This is a genomic window from Kosakonia sp. CFBP8986 (assembly GCF_034044935.1).
GTDB lineage: Bacteria > Pseudomonadota > Gammaproteobacteria > Enterobacterales > Enterobacteriaceae > Kosakonia > Kosakonia cowanii.
In genome coordinates this window covers 332,060-349,329 of sequence record NZ_JAXCXB010000006.1, presented here as the reverse complement: position 1 = coordinate 349,329, position 17,270 = coordinate 332,060, and the positions used below count along the sequence as shown (strand labels likewise).

The window sequence follows — 17,270 nt, the reverse complement described above, 5'->3', positions numbered from 1 at the left end:
CCTGCTCGCCTTTTTGCGGGTGTAGAATGCCGGGCACGCAAGTTCACCGGAGCAGTTAATGAATATCATCGAAATCATCATGTCGGCGGGTCGGGTATCCGTAGATGTTGCCCTTTATACCCTGCTGCCGATCATGGTGGTGATGCTCATCATTATGAAGTACCTCGAGGAGAAGGGCGTACTGGACGCGATTGTCCGCCTCACCTCCCCGGCTCTCAAACCTTTTGGTATTAGCGGGATGGGCATTTTTGCCCTTATTCAGCTTAACTTTGTCAGCTTTGCTGCTCCGCTCGCCGCGCTGGCGATTATGGAGCGACGCGGAACCTCCGATCGTCATCTCGCCGCCACGCTGGCCATGGTTTTTGCCATGGGCCAGGCCAATGTCTTCTACCCTCTCACCCCCTTTGGTCTGCACTGGGGCGCAGCGATTGGCATTTCGCTGATTGGCGGGCTGGCGGCTTCGTCGTTTACCTACTACCTTGCCGGGCGCAGGCTCTCCAGCGCCACGCTGCGTGACGAAGAGGGCGAGCTTGCGCAGGAGAAGCCGCGTGCCGGGCTGATTGCGGTGATTAACGGCGCGGGGGCGGATGCGATTCGCTTATCGCTTGGCTCACTGCCGATGCTGCTGCTGTCGCTGACGGTGGTCGGCATATTAAAAGCAGCGGGCGTGGTGGAAGCGCTGACGTCGCTACTGACGCCGCTGATGTCTTTCTTTCACATCTCAACGGTCTACGTGTTGCTGACGCTGACCAAGTGTCTGGCCGGCGGTACTGCTTACTTTGGCGTTGCATCCGAAATGGCACAGCACGGGCAGCTGACAGCGGCGCAGATTAACGCCTCGGCAGGCTTTCTGGTGCAAACCCTCGATCTGCCGGGGATCGGAATTTTTCTCGGTATCGCCAGCCGTTTTGTACGCCTCTTCCGCTTCGCGCTTGCGGGCGCGATTGTGGGTATTCTGCTGCGCACGCTGCTGCACGCGATGCTGTTTTAAATCTGTCCCGTAAACGCGAGCAGTTAAAAACGTCCTCTTTTCCCCCTTGCTGGCAGGCTGGCTACAAATGAAGCAGGTTGTGCTATTTTTGGGAGGGGCAAGAAGGGAGGACAGGGTATGAAGTTCAATGATGAGCACACGGGACTCATTGGATTAGCCATTGGTGCAGCGGTGATTGGCCTGGTTGCGGCGCGCGAGCCTCTCAATCGGGACAATATTGTGCGTGAAATTGAGCGGCAAGGGCGGGATCGGGGAATTGGCGTTGAGGAAGAGGTGTTTCTCAAAGCCGCGGAACTGATCAGTAAAGGCGTGTAGCCACGCCCATTAATCACAACAGGCGAGTTTGTCACAGTGGCAAACTCGCCTGTTTGTTTCTATTTCACCGTACCTTTCACACCGTGCGGCTCCGCGCGCTGATACTGCGGCGCAATATTAACGGCACCACCCAGTTTTGCGGCTGCGTGCCACGGCCAGCGCGGGTCATAAAGCATGCCGCGTGCCAGCGCCACCAGATCCGCCTCGCCTTGTTGCAGAACCGCTTCCGCCTGCTCTGCTTCGGTGATCAGCCCTACGGCGATAACCGGCATCTTTGTCCTTTCGCGCAGCGCTTTGGCAAACGGCACCTGGTAACCCGCTTTTACGCTGATCTGCTGTAACGGAGAGAGTCCGCCGCTGGAGACGTGCACATAGTCGCCGCCGGCCGCTTCAATCTGCGCGGTGAGCGCTGCGGATTGCTCGATATCCCAGCCCCCCTCCACCCAGTCGGTAGCCGACAGGCGGAGCCCGACCACAACGGAAGCCGGGACCGCTTCGCGCACCGCGCGGAACACTTCCACGGTGTAACGCAGGCGGTTTTCAAGGCTGCCGCCATATTCATCGTCGCGTTCATTAGAGAGCGGAGAGAGGAATTGATGCAGCAAATAGCCATGCGCCGCATGGATCTCGATCACCTCAATGCCAAGCTCCACCGCGCGCAGCGCACTGTCGACGAAACGCTGCTTTACGCGCGCCAGATCCGCTTTGCTCATCGCGTGCGGTGGGCGTTCTGTTTCGTCATATGCCTGCGCAGACGCGGAGAGTGTCTGCCACCCGCCCTCGTCCAGCGAAAGCTGCTTACCCCCCAGCCACGGCGCGCTGGTAGAGGCTTTACGCCCGGCGTGACCGAGCTGGATACCGATTTTGATCGGCGAATAGCGGCGAATATCGTCCAGCACCACGCGCAGCGCCTCTTCGGTGGCATCGTCCCACAACCCGAGATCCTCAGGCGAAATGCGCCCTTCCGGCTCAACGGCGGTCGCTTCAATAATCAGCAGACCGGCTCCCGAGAGCGCCAGGTTGCCGAGATGAATGCGATGCCAGGCGGTCGCTTTACCTTCGTCAGCCGAATACTGACACATCGGTGCGATCACAATACGGTTATCGAGCGTCACACGCCCAAGCGTCACTTCTGAAAATAATTTGCTCATATCTCATCCTTTTCCGGCTTCGTTTACTGCACAACTGCAAGCATTTGCGCGCAGTAAAGAGAAGAAACTGTCAGCCAATTACCATAGCTTGTCTTTGGCGGGATGTGCCGTTAGCGGCAGGCTGAACGATATTCAGGCAATCAATGGTCTGGTTAACGTTATGAAAGCTAAGTTGAAAATAATTTTCCAATTTTGCGATAAAAGCACATATATCGCGATGCGCAGGAGGACGTTATCCTGCCGCAGAGAGAGTTATTATTGCCGCGAGTCATTTTTTAACCGCCAGCGCAAGGCAGAAGATCACCTGAAATTTTTTCAGCATCGGTGCAATCATATAGCGATCTTTATTGCAATGGTGATTAAACGGCGGCGAGCAAATAACACCAGTCTGGCAGCGTGAAGTATTAGTGCTGACTATTGCGCATTAACCTGGGCCGTTTCTCAGCGGAGAAAGATCTGAAAGTGGGATTTTGCCGCTAAGTGAGAATATTCTCAGTTACGGCGGATATAAGTGAAACTTTCTGTCGCTTATTGCGACGTCGTTGAACAAAGCGCACGCACAATGTTTAAGTAATCCTACAGTGCCGCTGAAATCGCTGTCCTTCTAACCTATAAGCTATTTTCTTAATACTGCTTAAGCTTCAACCAGGGCTTAAGTTAAAAATAACCCTTAAATGACCCTGCCTTTATCAGGCTGCGATCTTACTAAATTTCTTAGTGCAACAGAGCTACCTAACATCAAGGGTTGCAATTTCCTCACGCTATTTGATAAAACACATAATCCTAAGTTGATTTTTATCTCTTTATCACTAAAAATTAATTCCGATCGATTTTCATTTACCCGCACACGGAGTGACATCATGTCAGAAGCACTTAAATCGTTAAATAACATTCGCACCCTGCGAGTACAGGCGCGTGAAGTTACGCTCGAAACGCTGGAAGAAATGCTTGAAAAATTGTCCGTGGTTGTAGAAGAACGCCGCGAAGAAGAATCTTCTTTACGTAAAGAGCAGGAAGAGAAAGAAGCTAAACTGGCGGCATTCCGTCAGAAGTTGCTGGATGAAGGTATCGACCCAACCGAACTTTTATCCTCTTTGAAAGGTCAGGCGACTAAAACCAAATCTGTTCGCGCACCGCGTCCTGCTAAATATAAGTATATTGACGAAGACGGTACTGAAAAAAGCTGGACCGGCCAGGGCCGTACGCCGAAAGTCATCGCTAAGGCGCTGGAAGAAGGCAAAAAGCTGGAAGACTTCTCCATCTAAAAGGCAGGGCGATAATAATATCGCCCTCTTTTTTATCTGCTCTGCAACGCCCTCATTTCCTTTGCAAATACGGCTTCACGCCTGTTTTTATCAGGGTTGTGATAAATACCGCCTGTGTAGCTCTCCCGCTATCCCTGCCGTCAAAACGTTATATCGATAATGCAGAGCTTCGCTCACCGCTACGCGAGCGCGGTTTTTCGCTGGCACCTAATGAGCGCCAGGCTTCGCTATTGGTGATGATGATGGGGGTTACCGTGTCATAACCCTCAGCGGCAATAGCCAGCAGGTCGAATGTCATTAATAGTTGTCCCTGTTTTACTACCTCTCCCGTTTGTACCTCGACGCAAAAATATTTCCCCGCCAGCTGTACGGTATTAATCCCGACGTGAATCAGGATCTCTGCCCCGGCGTCCGAGCAGATGCGTATTGCATGCCTGCTGGCATATGTGCTGGCGATATAACCATCTACCGGTGAATAAACGCGTCCTTCATCGGGAATAATTGCGAAACCCGGCCCAACGCTGCCAGTAGAAAAGACCCCATCATTGACCTGGGCAAGTGAGATCACTTCACCTGAAACCGGGGCGATAATTTGCTCTGTAATATCAGAAACCGGTTTCGCGGCAGGTGGAGGACGCCTTACTGCTATATTTTCGCGGTCCGGGGATTCGCCCCAGTTCACCGGTAGCGAACTCTCCTCAATCCCTGTCAGCAGGATTAATCCCAGGCTGCCTACAAATGCGAGACTGCACGCAAGAATATACGTGATAAAGCCTTCGCCATAAAAAACCGGGATTGTCAGCAGCCCAGGCATTGCCATGGCGATAGCGGAATTTTTGCCGTAGCCAACCATTGCGCCGCCAAAAGCCGCCACCACCAGCACGCATAAAAACATTTTCTTACGTTTTAACGTTACGCCATAAATAGCCGGTTCGCTGAGACCGAAAAGCGAAGGAATAATTGCGCTACGGGTCAACGCTTTCAATTTACTGTTACGGCTACGCAGATTGACCGCCAGCAACATAGCAGAGCAGGCAAATATTGCCGGGCCGCACGCCGCCAGCAAAAAACTCTGCCCCATCACCGAAATATCATTAATAAAAAGCACAATAAAGGCCTGGTGAAGACCTAACATCAGCAGCAGCGGCCAGGCGGCCGCCATTAGCGCGCAGGTAAAAATGGGGCTGAAGTTATAAAGCGCGCTAAATAGCGCGCTAATTGCCTGGCTTATGCTCACTCCCACAGGAAAGAGGAGCAGTACGATTAAGGGCACAATAATCAGCAGCAGGAAACAGGGCGTCACTATCGCGCGTTTTGCCGCGTCAACATAGCGTTCGATGACCTGCTCAATGCGCGATATTAACCAGACGCCGACAATAACCGGGATCACCGCACCGCTACTATTCATCAACCTGAACGGTAGCCCTGAAAAAGCCTCTTGCTGCCCGCCTGCCGAAATCCCCATGCCCAGCGGCGAAAGAGAAGCGCCCGCCATCGCGACGGCAATAAAGAGATTGGCTTTAAATTTACGCGCGCAGAGGATAGCGAGAAATAGCGGCAGAAAGTTAAAAGGACTTTCGGCAATGGCAAACAGGGTCGCGGCGCGTTGTCTGCCAGGGTTCAACCATCCGGCATCGACACACATAATAAGAATGCCTTTCAGGATCCCAGCGGCCATCATGACACCCAGAAGCGGCATCGTTATATCGGCCAGACCATCGCTCCATCTCATCAGTTGCGCGCAGCCCGCCCTTTCATGCTGCCCGCGCTTTTTTTCGGTGCTGATTAAACCACAACGCACGCTCAGGGCGTGGAACACTTTTGCTACGCGATTGCCAATCACGACCTGTAATCGATCGCCCTCACACACGACGGTGAGCACGCCATCCAGCGCCCTCAGCTCCGCCAGTTTCACTTTGCGATTATCGATAACGGTGAATCGTAAGCGCGTCGCGCAATGGATTACCGTTACGACGTTACTTTCGCCCCCCACCATCCGCAGAATATTGTCTGCCAGAACCGTGCTATTCATTCTTCTTCTTCCGTTTTATCAAACAACCTGAAACGTCGTTTGTCGCCGCTGTCCGTTGACGAGTGAGCAAAAGGGCCATCGCATGCAGCGATGACCGTTTGTAGCGTAATAAGGGTTATGGATTAAATCGGCTCACTCAGCGTGGCGCCGTTGCTGTGGATCACATCGCGATACCAGTAAAAGCTCTTCTTGCGCTGACGCCTCAGGCTGCCGTTACCGCCATCATCGCGATCGACGTAGATAAAGCCGTAGCGTTTTGACATCTGCCCCGTTCCGGCGCTGACCAGATCTATCGGCCCCCAACAGGTGTAACCAAGCAGTTCAACGCCATCTTCAATCGCCTCGCGAACTTCCAGCAGGTGGGCATGAAGATAGTGAATGCGATAGTCATCCTCAATTGAGCCATTCAGCTCCGGCACATCTTTCGCCCCAATGCCGTTCTCCACGATAAAGAGCGGTTTGCGGTAGCGATCGTAAAGTTCGTTGAGCAGAAAACGCAGACCCTTAGGGTCGATCTGCCACCCCCACTCCGACGCAGAGAGAAAGGGGTTGGGGATCATTTTGAGGAGCGTGCCGTGACCGCGTTGATAGAGATCGGGCCTGGCCGCGGCGCAGCTGCTCATGTAATAGCTGAAGGAGATAAAATCGACGGTCTCTTTGAGATCTTCCCTGTCCTGCGGTGTCACACGCAGCGTAATGCCATTTTCACGAAAATAGCGCGCAATCCACGCCGGGTACTCTCCCCGCGCCTGAACATCGCCGAAGAAAAGCCACTCGCGGTTCTCCTGCTGCGCTTGCAAAAGATCCTCTGGTTTACAGCTGATCGGGTAGCGCACCGCCCCCAACAGCATGCAGCCAATCTTCGCCTCCTCGATAATGTCATGACAGGCTTTGACGGCCCGCGCACTGGCGACCAGCTGATGATGAAGCGCCTGATAAATCTCCTGTTTGCTGCGCTCTCCCATCAAACCTGCGCCGGTAAAAGGGGCGTGCAGCGCCATATTGATCTCGTTAAAGGTGAGCCAATATTTCACTTTATGACGATAACGGGTAAACACCGTGCGGGCGTAACGTTCAAAAAGATCGATAACCTGCCGGCTGCTCCAGCCGTCATATTTTTTCACCAGACCAAAGGGCATTTCATAATGTGAAAGGGTGATGAGCGGCTGAATACCATACTGCGCCATCTCATCGAAAAGCCGATCGTAGAACGCCAGCCCCTCTTCGTTCGGCTCCGTTTCATCACCGTTCGGGTATATTCGCGCCCAGGCAATCGAGGTGCGCAGGATGGTAAATCCCATTTCAGCGAAGAGTTTTATGTCCTGCGGGTAACGGTGGTAAAAATCGATGGCGATATCTTTGAGGTTGCCGTTTGTGCCCGGGCGCACTGCAATTTCGCCATCGATTCCCCGAGGTTGCAGATCGGCGGTTGAGACACCTTTCCCCCCCTGATTCCATGCCCCCTCGATCTGGTTGGCGGCGACCGCTCCCCCCCATAAAAACCCGTCGGGAAATACCATTTTCATCGCTTCTCTCTCCTTGTTGTCATAGCGCCTCGACGCGAAACGTCGAACGACAGGCGAAAAAAAACCTGATTCCCTTAACGCCTGGCAGGTATTAAGGGGATCAGGTTTCGCTCGGTTTATCGATGACGATCCGGGTGGACTTTTATAACGAATCCCATTATCTGGCTCAAGCGCTCAAAACGGGAAATGTGATGATAATCAAGGATGACGGGGAGAGGAAAATAACGATAAATTGATGAAGACGCCCATTCGGGCTGCTTCATCAATGCGGGGCTAAAGCGTTAATCTGCTTCTAACGCATCCTGAATCGCATCGGCAAGCGTAGCGACTTCCTGCGAGACATTACGTAAATCCATCTGGCTGCGAATACCGGAATTTGCCGTTGTTGCAGAGACAGCCGCCTTCGAAATTTCCAGTGCTGCCTGTACGGCCAGTAACCGTTTTCTGTTTTCCAGCGCGTCATTACCGGTCGCGCCATCCAGATCAAAATATCCTTCTAACACTGTTTGCTCCTCAGTTTTCATTTCCAGTGGTCGGATATAACACCATCAGGTGCAGCAGGATGCAATCACATCCCTTTAAGATGTGAATAAAAATGCCGCCTGCCGATTAAAGGGGTAAAAAAAAAGCCGCTCGGGAAGAGCGGCGCAGAAACAGTATCAGGGTTAATAGGGGTTAATGATGATAGCTATTCAAATCATAGCGTTATATTAAAAACCTCGCTTAATATTGGGATTTATCCTGGAGGTGCCTGAGCGGCTAAGTTATTAGTTAAGATAATGATATCGAGCTATGCGCAGCAGAATCGTGTATGGTTGCCGGCCATTCATCAGGAAAAAATCTATGTCACAACGCAAAGATGCCAAAAGCCGCCGTAACTACCTCGTAAAATGTTCCTGCCCTCACTGCTCACAACATTCCGAACACAGTTTCTCCCGCGTCCAGAAAGGGGCAATGTTAATGTGCCCGCACTGCAGCAAAATTTTCCATCAAGATAAAAACGCTCTCGCTCAGGCAACAAGCTGAGTGTGCTATCACCTTCGGTGATAGAGATAAGGCCCGCATGGGCGGGCCTTAGCATGTGATTAAAAACGTCACAATTATGCCTGGTGCTCAATCACCTTCTGACTATTCTCAATAGCGATTTTGCGTGGTTTTTCACTCTCGGGGATCTCCTGATAAATGGAGACCTCCAGAATGCCGCTCTCTAATTTCGCGTTGCTCACTTTGGCATGATCGGGCAGCGAGAAGCTCAGGCGGAAATCCGCGCGCCGTATGCCTTTATAGATCCACCCCTGCTCTTCCTCGGAAGCCTCTTCACTGCGCTTACCGGAAATATGCAGGTTGCCGCCTACCGTCTCGATTTCCAGCTCCTCCTCCTTCCAGCCAGGCACGCTGACATGCAACAGGTAGTTGTTGGCATCGACTTTTTTCAGATCGTAGGCAGGCGTCGCCGCCACAGGCGTGTTGCCGGTGAGCTGGCTAAAAAGCGAATCAATACGGTTAAAACGATCGGCAAAAAGCGAATCTGAAAAGCCAGGGAGTGCTGACAAGGTTCTGAGTGCCATAAGTTAACCTCCTGAATAATGAATTCAAAAGCTCAAGTTAAAGGCAAGCCTTGCTTGTCCGCTAATAAAAATAATGCCATCGGCACGTTTTTCAAGAGTGGGTAAAAAAATTTTTTTTGCGGCTGTGCAATGTGCAGAAAAAGCGATGGGGAGAGGAGTACGCGATGCCGGGATCGGCGGGAAAATGGTACGCCCTACAGGGTTCGAACCTGTGACCTACGGCTTAGAAGGCCGTTGCTCTATCCAGCTGAGCTAAGGGCGCATTGCGCGAATGTCACCGCCTTTACGGTGGAAACGCCTGGAATTATACGGTGAGCACCAGGTGAGTCAATGTATTTTAGGCGGGTTGCCTGCGAAGTGAACGCGCCTGCGCGTTTTCCCGGCAATCCGCCAGTTTATGCAGCGTTACGCCTACGTCCCCGCCTTAACCCTGCCCCACTTATTGGGAAATGTCGCAGATGGCTTTAAGTATCTGTACCTGTTTCTGCATGAATCAGATTGTAAAAATGTTGCTCTTAACAGGGCATAAAACAGGACATGCAGCGTGGGTTTGCTGCTGACAAAGCCTCAATGGACAGGGCGTTTTAGCCGAATAATAAAATACGTTGGCGAGGGAAAAATGCGAAAACGTATCCGTAGAGAAAAACATCGCAGCGATAAACCGACACATCGGGTTCTACCTTACCGGGGCGCAACGCCTCCCCTTTTCGATACGCTGGAACAACTGGTTCAGCAACTCAATTTCGCACTGCCGGAATATATGATTAGCCAGACGCTAATCTCTACCGATCACTATCTGAGCTATGCCTGGCGCAGCTGCCTCTTCTCCGGTAAACGCAATGCGGTCTTTCCATCGCTTGAGATGGCAAATCATCAGCTTTGCGAACCCTATCTGTCGCACTTAATTGTCGATATGGAGACTCTGACCACCTCCCGGCTGGAGGCGCTTGAAACCCTGCGGCAGCCCAATTTATGTAATCGCGGTCTGCACATCTATCTCTTAACGTCAAAAGACGATCCGGCGCAAATGAGCTTTCTGCGCGCAGCGGGCCCGTTTCATGTTATTGCCCGCGATCTCTCCGTTGTTCCGTTCCGCCAGGCGCTGTTGGTGCCCCCTGAAAGAAGTATTCACGCTCCGCTCTTTCCGGCCACAGAGTGGAAAATTCTCTCTTCACTGGCGCGAGGATTAACCATGAAACGCATCGCACGACAACTCAACCTTCCCTATCACCGCGTTGTTTACCGACTCAATACCCAACTTAAGCTGCTTGGCCTTCCCGATCGACAAAGTCTTATTCATCTCCTGCATCGTCTGACCCTTAACAGGCATCACCAGACGCTATGAATAAAACCACTCCTCATCTTGCCCTCGGGGTTAAAAGGGAGAAGAACGTACAGCTCGGCAGTTCTTTTTTCACAAGACAATAACAATTCAAACAAATCCTGGAACCAGAGAGAGCGCCTGTCTTTCTCTGGTATCCGCTCTCCACACTGCTTTGCCCACTCAGGCTGCGAATAATGTGCCATTCATCTTCTTAACACGCTGAAAACAATCAGTTTGTTATTTTGTTTTGCTCGCCGTAAAAATGATAATTCACTAAAACAAGAAAAATTGATAACAGATAGATTCAAATATCTTTTATGCGCTTTTATTCTTCAGGATTTCCTGTCGGCAAATAACTCACGCTAACTCATAAGACCTCTCCATACATATTTACCAGGTATAATTGATCTAGCGCATTAACTCGCACGCCATTTCTCTTGCGTTAATACGGAATAGATTATTTCTCCCCTTCGCAGTCTGCGAGGGGAAATAGTCTGGCAGACACCAGGATGCTACCGGTTTTCCCATGAAAATTATCTTCGTCACAGAAAACGTCAACGGCAATTACTCTTCTTAACGTCTGTGGCACACCTGCGTAGACGAGGCATAAAAAACAATCAGAGGCTAAAAAAGATGAAACCGGCTTCCGTCATTATTATGGATGAACATCCTATCGTCAGGATGTCGATAGAAGTTCTGTTACAGAAAAGCCAGAATGTAAAAGTCGTTCTGAAAACAGATGACAGCCGCAGCGCGCTTGATTTTATTCGCGCTAATAAAGTTGATCTGGTTATTCTGGATATTGAATTACCGAAGACTGATGGCTTTACTTTATTGAGAAAAATCAAAGCAGTACGCGAAGACGTCAACGTGCTTTTTCTCTCTTCAAAATCAGAGTCGTTTTATGCCGCACGTGCAATCCGCGCAGGCGCGAATGGTTTCGTCAGTAAAAGAAAAGATCTCAACGATATTTATAATGCGGTAAAGATGATTCTTGCCGGATACTCTTTCTTTCCTTCCGAAACGCTCAATTACATTAATCACCCCGGCAAACGTAAAGGGGAAACGCGGGATATGCCGCTCTCTAATCGCGAAGTCACGGTATTACGCTACCTGGCTAACGGTTTCTCGAACAAAGAGATTGCGGAACAATTGATTCTCAGCAACAAAACCATCAGCGCCCATAAATCAAATATCTTCTCTAAACTAGGCGTTCATACCATCGTTGAGCTGATTGATTATGCCAAGGCCCACGAACTCTTATAAAAAAGGCCGCAACAGGTGCGGCCTTTTATAAACGCTCGCGTTAAAAGAAAGCTTAATAATAATTAATGGTAAACATAGCATCTGATTTAGCAATGCCAGGCGTAGGGTTATTCACCAGCGCAATGTAATTGGCAAAGAACTGCAAAAGCGAATTGCCATTATAATCCACGCTAATTGCCTGGCTGGGAGCCTCAAGATCTAAAGGCGACAGATCGTGGTCGCGCAGTTGGATCGCCACCTGATGCGCCATCTTATCGTCGCTGAGCGCCAGCCATGCAGGATTACTGGCGGCTTTTCCCGAAAAGGTTATCGAAACACTTCCCGGCGGGCACCCCTTCAGTTTCAACGAAAAGGCGACCGGGGTGGTGATACTCCCTGCCATCTGCAACTTCCTGACCGGCCAGCGTCCTAACGAAACGGTTTTGTGGTTATCGCTGCTTTCCACCGCACAACCGGCGTGAATAACCCTCGCGCGCAGTTCAATGTTGCTTTGCGCAGCGGCAACATTGATCCCGTAGCCGAGCAGCAAGAAAAAGTGTAAAAACCGGGGCATTACGGCTCCTTAATTATATTCCACGCGTAAAAATCCGCGGGCGCTGAAGGGCCCCTCTGCCGGTTTCTTGCCGGTAACGCTGACGGGCCAGGCACGAATACCGACCTGTGCCGCAGCATTCTTATCGAGCTGAAGTGGGATCACACTGAAAATATTATTGGGCGTAAAGGGCTGGCCCATCTCATTGGCGACCACAAAGCCCAGATCCGGATTATCTGAGAGCAGAATGTGGTTATCCGACTTTTCCGCTTCGAGCCGCACCGAGATGTACGCCCGGGCGTGAACATTGGTACAGCTGATTGACACCGTTTGACTTTGCGGCGTCACACCGCGTGGGCGATTCCCCGCTCCGGCCTCGCTAAACAGTGCGGCGCGAATATCACCAAAATCAAACTCCACCACCTGCCCGGCATTCACCTCGCAGCGCTGCGGCACTTCCACCACCCCGCCGAGGCTGATGGTATAGACCGGCGTGATCAGCGGATCGTTTACCCCGGTGGTGACGTAAACGGTAAAGAGGGTCTGCTGCGGGATAGTTACCTGGTTCATAAAGCGCTCGGTCACCCGCAGCTTGAGCAGCAGCTGCGAGTCCATCACGCCGAATGGCCGCTGCTTCGCCACATCCTCCTCCTGCCCCATGCGGATATAGTTACCCGGCGGATAAAATTCACCGGCAAAGCTGTCGCGGATGCGCATCGCCGCCTGCAAATGCGGGGAAATTTGTAGATAGTGGTAACCGTGCGCAGTAAATTCCACCGGGAAACGCGTTACGTAACTGCGGTAGGTATGCGTTTGTTGGGTTCCCGCCGGGCAGATTGCCCGTACGCCGATCCACGCTGATTTCTCCGATCGCGTAACCACTTTATTGAGCCGGTTACTGCTGCCATCGAAGCTGTTCGACAAATCATATGTAATATCGGTTGGTGTACCATTGGCGTTGTAACAACTGGCGGCAAAGGCCTGCGTTGCCGCAAGCCATAACACGCCGGCAAAAATCGGTCGCATCGCGTTATCCTTTACTGACACAGTGTGCACTGGCGAGGGTGATGGGCTGCTGCAGGCTGGCTTCTGGCAAGGTATACGGGGCGAAACAGCGTTCGTGATCGCGCTCCCCCCACTGCACCAGTAACTCTCCACGCAGCGGTAATCCGCTTAAAAAGATCTGTCCCTCCTCGCCCACCATGCTGCTGACGCCGCTGCCGCGTTCAGTGACCAGCGAGCCAAAGGGAACCGCGCGGTCTCCGCGCATCACGGTAAGCAGCGCACGCACGCCAATACGGGTCGTGAAACTGGCGCGCACCAACGCGCCCTCGGTGGGGACGACGCTGCCGACATTATTCTCAATATCGGTATGATCGCTGAGCGTCGCCGTATCAAGCGCAATGCGATTTTGGCGATAGACGGTGGCATACGGCACCACAGCGTAACCGCGCCAGTCGGTAGTAATTGCCGGCTGATTTTCAATACGTACCCCCTGCGCGCCCGGCGCTTTTATCAGCACATTGGTATCGCCAAGCGGCTGGGCAAACGTGAGGCCATCGGCATGGGCTACCGCGCCGCCACCGAATTGCCAGTTATAGTCGCGCTGCTGTTTATCGTAGTTGTAGCCGAGATTAAGCCTGCCCCATGCCGCCTGCCAGTGAGCATTGGCACTGCCGTTATAGCCGCGGGAATTACTGCTCCCCTGATTGAGGTTGTAGCTGAGGTTGCCGTCCTCCAGCAGTGTCCCGCCAATGCCGGTCTGCCAGCTGGACTGCCCGCTGCTGCTGCGGTTGAAGTTGGCGCTGGCGTAGACGTTTTGCGCCGCACTGCCGCCCGCCCCCAATCCGAGGGCGCTAAAGGGAACAGAGATATTGAGCGCTGCGATACGTTCCGCCCGCCTGTCGCCGGAAGCGTAGCTCCACGACCACGACAGGGCGTAGCTCATCCCTCGCCAGCCATCGGCATAGCCAAGCTGCAACCAGCGTCGGCTACGCGATTTATCCCAATAGGTTTGCTGCATGCCGGAGATATAGAGCGATCCATAATCGGTCAAGCTATGCGTGACATTGGCCTGCAAGCGCCGCTTTTTGTTCGCGCTTCCCTCTCCTGATGGTTTGACTTCACCGACCGCGTTTTCGCTGGCCGGATACGCCACCTCGTCCAGCGTGTGAAAACCGCGCGTCGAGTAGCGCCATGCCAGAAACTGAAAGTGTGTGCCGAGTTGATTGAGGGAGTTGGCATACATAAAGCGCAGCGACTCGCCCTGCTCTTTGCGAGCGTTGGCAAGGCGGCTGCGCGCATGGGTAAGATCGAGTGAGAGCGCTCCCAGATTGCCCAGATTCACGCCTGCACCGCTGGCAAACGCCGTGTAATCGCTGGCAAGCTGCGTGCCACCGTACAGGGTATAGCCATTTGCCAGCCCCGCCACCATCGTTCCCTGGGTAAAAAAGGGCGAAGCGTACTGACGGTTGCCGCTGCGATAACGCCCGGCGACCACATCATATTTGATACGTCCTTCACGCTGTAGCAGCGGCAGCGTCGAATAGGGGACGCTATAACGCTGTTCGCTGCCATCTTTCTCCTCCAGCACAACGTCAAGATCGCCGCTGGAGGAGGTCGGATTGAGATCGGTGATGGTAAAAGGCCCGGCGGCAACCGTGCTTTGATAGATGACATAGCCATTCTGGCGAATGGTGAGTCTCGCCGGCGTTCGCGCGATGCCGCGCACGGTGGGCGCATAGCCCTGCTGGCTATCGGGGTACATAGCGTCCGCTGAAAAGAGGCGCAGGCCGCGAAAACCAATGCTATCAAACAGTGCATTCTGCGTATTACTGTCCCCCATCACCAGCTCGCTTTTCAGCGGTACAACCGTCCGCTGTAGCCAGCTGGCAATGCTTTCCCAGCGTCGGTTGCCGGTGCCTGCGTTGCGCAACGCCCCACTGTTACGCAGCCGCCAGGGACCATAATTTAGCCCGCTCTGCAGAGCCACAAAATAGCTGTCGCGCTGCGTGCCGTGGTTACCGCTAAAGCTGTAATTTAACAACGCGGCGGGAATGCCTTCATCCCATGATTCCGGCGGGATGTAGTCGCGGGCGTGAAGATGCATTGAGGCCTGCGGCAGGCCGATATCGAGCCGCATAGTTGAAAAGGTAAAGGCAGTTTGTGCCCCGGGGATAGCCTGGCTTATGTCAATACAGTCGCGATCCCGCTGGAGCTTCACCGCAGGGAGTGCAGCCATATTGACGCCAAGGCGCGCTAATAGCGCTTCTGAGAAACAGGGCGTTAACCCGCCCGATGCTTCACCAGCAGCGCTGTTTGCCTCACGCTCAAAGCGGATATCCTGTGTGGTAATAAATTCATCGTTGCGCCAGATATCGACGCGGTAACTGCCCGGGCGCTGAAACCCTTTTTCCAGCAGCGATAAATCAGCGACCGAGCCGGGATCGTCAGATAAGAAAGCCGGATTGAAGTAGCGTTCAGCATAGAGATCCAGCGGGCATAGCGCGGCCAGCATGGGGAGCGCGAACCGGCGCGGAGGATATTTTATGGTCATAAATGTTTACCACTCGCCCGTCTAACGCAGGCTAACCGTTCTTACTGCCGTCACGGCACCGTAGTCATTGACTGTCTGAAAAGTGAGATCGCCCGGGGCATCGGACGGCAACGCCACCTGCGTACTATTTTTTGGCGCAACCATGACGTTGTTTAACTTCCGCTGGTTGATATGCACATTCACCAGCGAAAGATAGTAGGGCGAATTATTGGTGATCTTCAGCGCGTTCCCTTCGCGCGCAAAGCTCAGTGCCGCCGGGGCATCGCTTGCCGAATCGACGAGCATTGAGGGGCGCACAAAGAGCTTAATGCGGGACAAAATCGCCAGATGCAGTACGTTTTTGCCCGCCATGCTCTCCTTATCCACCGAGGGGATCGCTTTGACATTGAGCCAGAACAGCGACTCCCGGTCGCCGGGCAGCGGTGGGCCGACATAAATAATTCGTAACGTATTTTCACTGTTCGGTTCACTAACGAATAATGGCGGGGTAACAGCAAATGTTTTTACTCTCTGCCCCTGCTCATTTTCAACCCATGAATTAATTAAAAAACGGGATTTCTTGTCACTATTATTCACCGCGAGAGAAGTCTGTTTCGCCTCGGCCGGATATATAACACGCGTGGCACCTAAAGAAATCCCACCTTCCGCATTTACGGCACTGGAAATAATAAATATAGCCGCAATACCCATTCGTAATAAATTCTGCATGGTCAACTTTCTTGTAATAAGAATATTCAAGACAAAATAAACAGATGTCCACAAGAACTCATCCCTGAGAGTGTAGCCTCCTGTCCCCCATTCCTTATTCGTACTTCATAATAAACATCGTGTCAGCATTGGCCGAACCCGGCGTTACTTCTGCCGAGGTTGCTTTATAGCGGGCGGCGAAACGCAACGTATTGCTTCCGGTCGCCAGGTTTTGCGCAACAGAGTAAGTTACACCGTCGGGTTTCAGCTTTTGGGAATTACTGTCGAGGATCTCAATAGCCACCCCTTTCGCGCTGGCGCCGCTGTCGCCCGCAGTAAGCGCTAACAACGTCGGATCGACATCATCAGCCTTTCCTGCGAAAGCGACAGACGCCTGCGTGGCAACGCTGCGATCGCAGTCATTTACCGTGAGTGTAAACGGCACCAGAGGCGTCGTATCACCGACATTGCTAAACAAGGTCGTATGATATTGGCCCATGGCAACGGTCTGGGAGTTTGACTGCACGCTAATCGCGCAGGCAAGCTGTACCATTTCACCTTCAAAATGAATATTACCACCCGGAATAATGACTGGCCCGCGGGCCTGCGCTACACCGGATAACAGCATCATGCTAACTGCAAGCGAAATAACTATGGGTCTGGTGTTCATATCATATCCTTATAATTCTTCTGGCGATCTTCATCATCCTGTTGAATTTCGCCGATGACTGAAGGCATTAACTGCCCGAAAGATATTCTCTTCCGTGAAAATATTACGAAGTACTCCTCATTCGTATGCCCCCCTGGTCAAGCAAAACGAATTAAAGTTATGTAATTATCATTATTACTTGCTGCTCTATTAAATTATCCCTGTCGCAAATTTTAAAATAGACACAAATGCTGCATTTCCCCTAAGTGGTTTCTTAAGAAGAGCTAAGAAATAGCCCTGCCATATTTTATTGGAGGCTTATGAAATAGCGGCGAATACCGCATAGACGCAGGCTTAACCTTACGTTTCTTAGGGGTGATGAGTTGTTTCTTTTTTGTTAATTGATGA

16 protein-coding genes and 1 tRNA gene are annotated in these 17,270 nt (G+C 52.2%); 6 read left to right on the top strand and 11 right to left on the bottom strand.

Features of this window, described 5'->3' with window-relative positions:
• Positions 1-58 precede the first annotated feature (58 nt).
• Together SOM48_RS16425 and SOM48_RS16420 are read left to right on the top strand one after the other, a co-directional pair.
• Positions 59-991: a nucleoside recognition domain-containing protein gene (locus tag SOM48_RS16425; protein WP_128483449.1), complete on the top strand. Its 933-nt coding sequence runs from the start codon at positions 59-61 to the stop codon at positions 989-991.
• Between the two features lie 117 nt (positions 992-1,108).
• Positions 1,109-1,306 carry a hypothetical protein gene (locus tag SOM48_RS16420; RefSeq protein ID WP_128483450.1) on the top strand — a complete coding sequence of 66 codons (198 nt, stop codon included), beginning with the start codon at positions 1,109-1,111 and terminating at the stop codon, positions 1,304-1,306.
• 59 nt (positions 1,307-1,365) lie between these two features.
• On the opposite strand, the gene SOM48_RS16415 is transcribed toward SOM48_RS16420, so the two are convergent.
• On the bottom strand, positions 1,366-2,457 hold the full coding sequence (locus SOM48_RS16415; RefSeq protein WP_320512324.1) for an NADH:flavin oxidoreductase/NADH oxidase: 1,092 nt from the start codon (positions 2,455-2,457) through the stop codon (positions 1,366-1,368).
• A gap of 860 nt (positions 2,458-3,317) precedes the next feature.
• Here SOM48_RS16415 and SOM48_RS16410 point away from each other — a divergent pair.
• A complete protein-coding gene (locus SOM48_RS16410) occupies positions 3,318-3,722 on the top strand; it encodes an H-NS family histone-like protein (protein ID WP_023479043.1) in 405 nt (134 codons plus the stop codon).
• A gap of 148 nt (positions 3,723-3,870) precedes the next feature.
• On the opposite strand, the gene SOM48_RS16405 is transcribed toward SOM48_RS16410, so the two are convergent.
• The 3 genes from SOM48_RS16405 to SOM48_RS16395 all read right to left on the bottom strand — a co-directional run bounded on the left by SOM48_RS16405 (position 3,871) and on the right by SOM48_RS16395 (position 7,783).
• Positions 3,871-5,754: a glucose PTS transporter subunit IIA gene (locus tag SOM48_RS16405; protein WP_076769516.1), complete on the bottom strand. Its 1,884-nt coding sequence runs from the start codon at positions 5,752-5,754 to the stop codon at positions 3,871-3,873.
• Between the two features lie 122 nt (positions 5,755-5,876).
• Entirely contained in the window at positions 5,877-7,280 is a 1,404-nt protein-coding gene (locus SOM48_RS16400) for a glycoside hydrolase family 1 protein (RefSeq protein WP_313276723.1), read from the bottom strand.
• Positions 7,281-7,561: 281 nt separating this feature from the next.
• Positions 7,562-7,783: a hypothetical protein gene (locus SOM48_RS16395; protein ID WP_023479079.1), complete on the bottom strand. Its 222-nt coding sequence runs from the start codon at positions 7,781-7,783 to the stop codon at positions 7,562-7,564.
• 289 nt (positions 7,784-8,072) lie between these two features.
• On the opposite strand from SOM48_RS16395, the gene SOM48_RS16390 reads away from it, so the two are divergent.
• Positions 8,073-8,306 carry a YnfU family zinc-binding protein gene (locus tag SOM48_RS16390; RefSeq protein ID WP_308810495.1) on the top strand — a complete coding sequence of 78 codons (234 nt, stop codon included), beginning with the start codon at positions 8,073-8,075 and terminating at the stop codon, positions 8,304-8,306.
• Between the two features lie 74 nt (positions 8,307-8,380).
• On the opposite strand, the gene SOM48_RS16385 is transcribed toward SOM48_RS16390, so the two are convergent.
• Positions 8,381-8,848: an Hsp20 family protein gene (locus tag SOM48_RS16385; protein ID WP_023479051.1), complete on the bottom strand. Its 468-nt coding sequence runs from the start codon at positions 8,846-8,848 to the stop codon at positions 8,381-8,383.
• 185 nt (positions 8,849-9,033) lie between these two features.
• Positions 9,034-9,110: transfer RNA gene (locus SOM48_RS16380), tRNA-Arg, on the bottom strand.
• 357 nt (positions 9,111-9,467) lie between these two features.
• Between SOM48_RS16380 and fimY the strand changes: the two genes are divergently transcribed.
• Both fimY and fimZ read left to right on the top strand, forming a co-directional pair.
• Positions 9,468-10,193 (top strand): fimbria biosynthesis regulator FimY, encoded by a 726-nt coding sequence (fimY, locus tag SOM48_RS16375; protein ID WP_042717839.1) that lies wholly within the window; start codon positions 9,468-9,470, stop codon positions 10,191-10,193.
• 612 nt (positions 10,194-10,805) lie between these two features.
• Positions 10,806-11,438: a fimbria biosynthesis transcriptional regulator FimZ gene (fimZ, locus tag SOM48_RS16370; protein WP_042717797.1), complete on the top strand. Its 633-nt coding sequence runs from the start codon at positions 10,806-10,808 to the stop codon at positions 11,436-11,438.
• A 52-nt stretch (positions 11,439-11,490) separates the two neighbouring features.
• Here the strand turns inward: fimZ and sfmF are convergent, their stop codons facing one another.
• The 5 genes from sfmF to fimA form a co-directional block, all read right to left on the bottom strand.
• Positions 11,491-11,991: a fimbria assembly protein gene (gene sfmF, locus SOM48_RS16365; protein ID WP_139569103.1), complete on the bottom strand. Its 501-nt coding sequence runs from the start codon at positions 11,989-11,991 to the stop codon at positions 11,491-11,493.
• Between the two features lie 9 nt (positions 11,992-12,000).
• Positions 12,001-12,996 (bottom strand): type 1 fimbria D-mannose specific adhesin FimH, encoded by a 996-nt coding sequence (gene fimH, locus SOM48_RS16360; protein ID WP_054804543.1) that lies wholly within the window; start codon positions 12,994-12,996, stop codon positions 12,001-12,003.
• Positions 12,997-13,000: 4 nt separating this feature from the next.
• Positions 13,001-15,526, bottom strand: coding sequence for an outer membrane usher protein FimD (gene fimD / locus SOM48_RS16355; protein ID WP_320512323.1), 2,526 nt, complete (start codon positions 15,524-15,526; stop codon positions 13,001-13,003).
• A 21-nt stretch (positions 15,527-15,547) separates the two neighbouring features.
• Positions 15,548-16,234 carry a type 1 fimbria chaperone FimC gene (fimC, locus tag SOM48_RS16350; RefSeq protein WP_320512322.1) on the bottom strand — a complete coding sequence of 229 codons (687 nt, stop codon included), beginning with the start codon at positions 16,232-16,234 and terminating at the stop codon, positions 15,548-15,550.
• Positions 16,235-16,328: 94 nt separating this feature from the next.
• Positions 16,329-16,883: a type 1 fimbrial major subunit FimA gene (gene fimA, locus SOM48_RS16345; RefSeq protein WP_054804542.1), complete on the bottom strand. Its 555-nt coding sequence runs from the start codon at positions 16,881-16,883 to the stop codon at positions 16,329-16,331.
• Positions 16,884-17,270: the final 387 nt, after the last annotated feature.

Coding starts and splice junctions, on each gene's coding strand:
- sfmF (WP_139569103.1), bottom strand. CDS start 11,991: ATGCCCCGGTTTTTACACTTTTTCTTGCTGCTCGGCTACGGGATCAAT.
- fimA (WP_054804542.1), bottom strand. CDS start 16,883: ATGAACACCAGACCCATAGTTATTTCGCTTGCAGTTAGCATGATGCTG.
- fimZ (WP_042717797.1), top strand. CDS start 10,806: ATGAAACCGGCTTCCGTCATTATTATGGATGAACATCCTATCGTCAGG.
- SOM48_RS16425 (WP_128483449.1), top strand. CDS start 59: ATGAATATCATCGAAATCATCATGTCGGCGGGTCGGGTATCCGTAGAT.
- SOM48_RS16420 (WP_128483450.1), top strand. CDS start 1,109: ATGAAGTTCAATGATGAGCACACGGGACTCATTGGATTAGCCATTGGT.
- SOM48_RS16405 (WP_076769516.1), bottom strand. CDS start 5,754: ATGAATAGCACGGTTCTGGCAGACAATATTCTGCGGATGGTGGGGGGC.
- SOM48_RS16400 (WP_313276723.1), bottom strand. CDS start 7,280: ATGAAAATGGTATTTCCCGACGGGTTTTTATGGGGGGGAGCGGTCGCC.
- fimC (WP_320512322.1), bottom strand. CDS start 16,234: ATGCAGAATTTATTACGAATGGGTATTGCGGCTATATTTATTATTTCC.
- SOM48_RS16410 (WP_023479043.1), top strand. CDS start 3,318: ATGTCAGAAGCACTTAAATCGTTAAATAACATTCGCACCCTGCGAGTA.
- SOM48_RS16385 (WP_023479051.1), bottom strand. CDS start 8,848: ATGGCACTCAGAACCTTGTCAGCACTCCCTGGCTTTTCAGATTCGCTT.
- SOM48_RS16415 (WP_320512324.1), bottom strand. CDS start 2,457: ATGAGCAAATTATTTTCAGAAGTGACGCTTGGGCGTGTGACGCTCGAT.
- fimH (WP_054804543.1), bottom strand. CDS start 12,996: ATGCGACCGATTTTTGCCGGCGTGTTATGGCTTGCGGCAACGCAGGCC.
- fimD (WP_320512323.1), bottom strand. CDS start 15,526: ATGACCATAAAATATCCTCCGCGCCGGTTCGCGCTCCCCATGCTGGCC.
- fimY (WP_042717839.1), top strand. CDS start 9,468: ATGCGAAAACGTATCCGTAGAGAAAAACATCGCAGCGATAAACCGACA.
- SOM48_RS16390 (WP_308810495.1), top strand. CDS start 8,073: ATGCGCAGCAGAATCGTGTATGGTTGCCGGCCATTCATCAGGAAAAAA.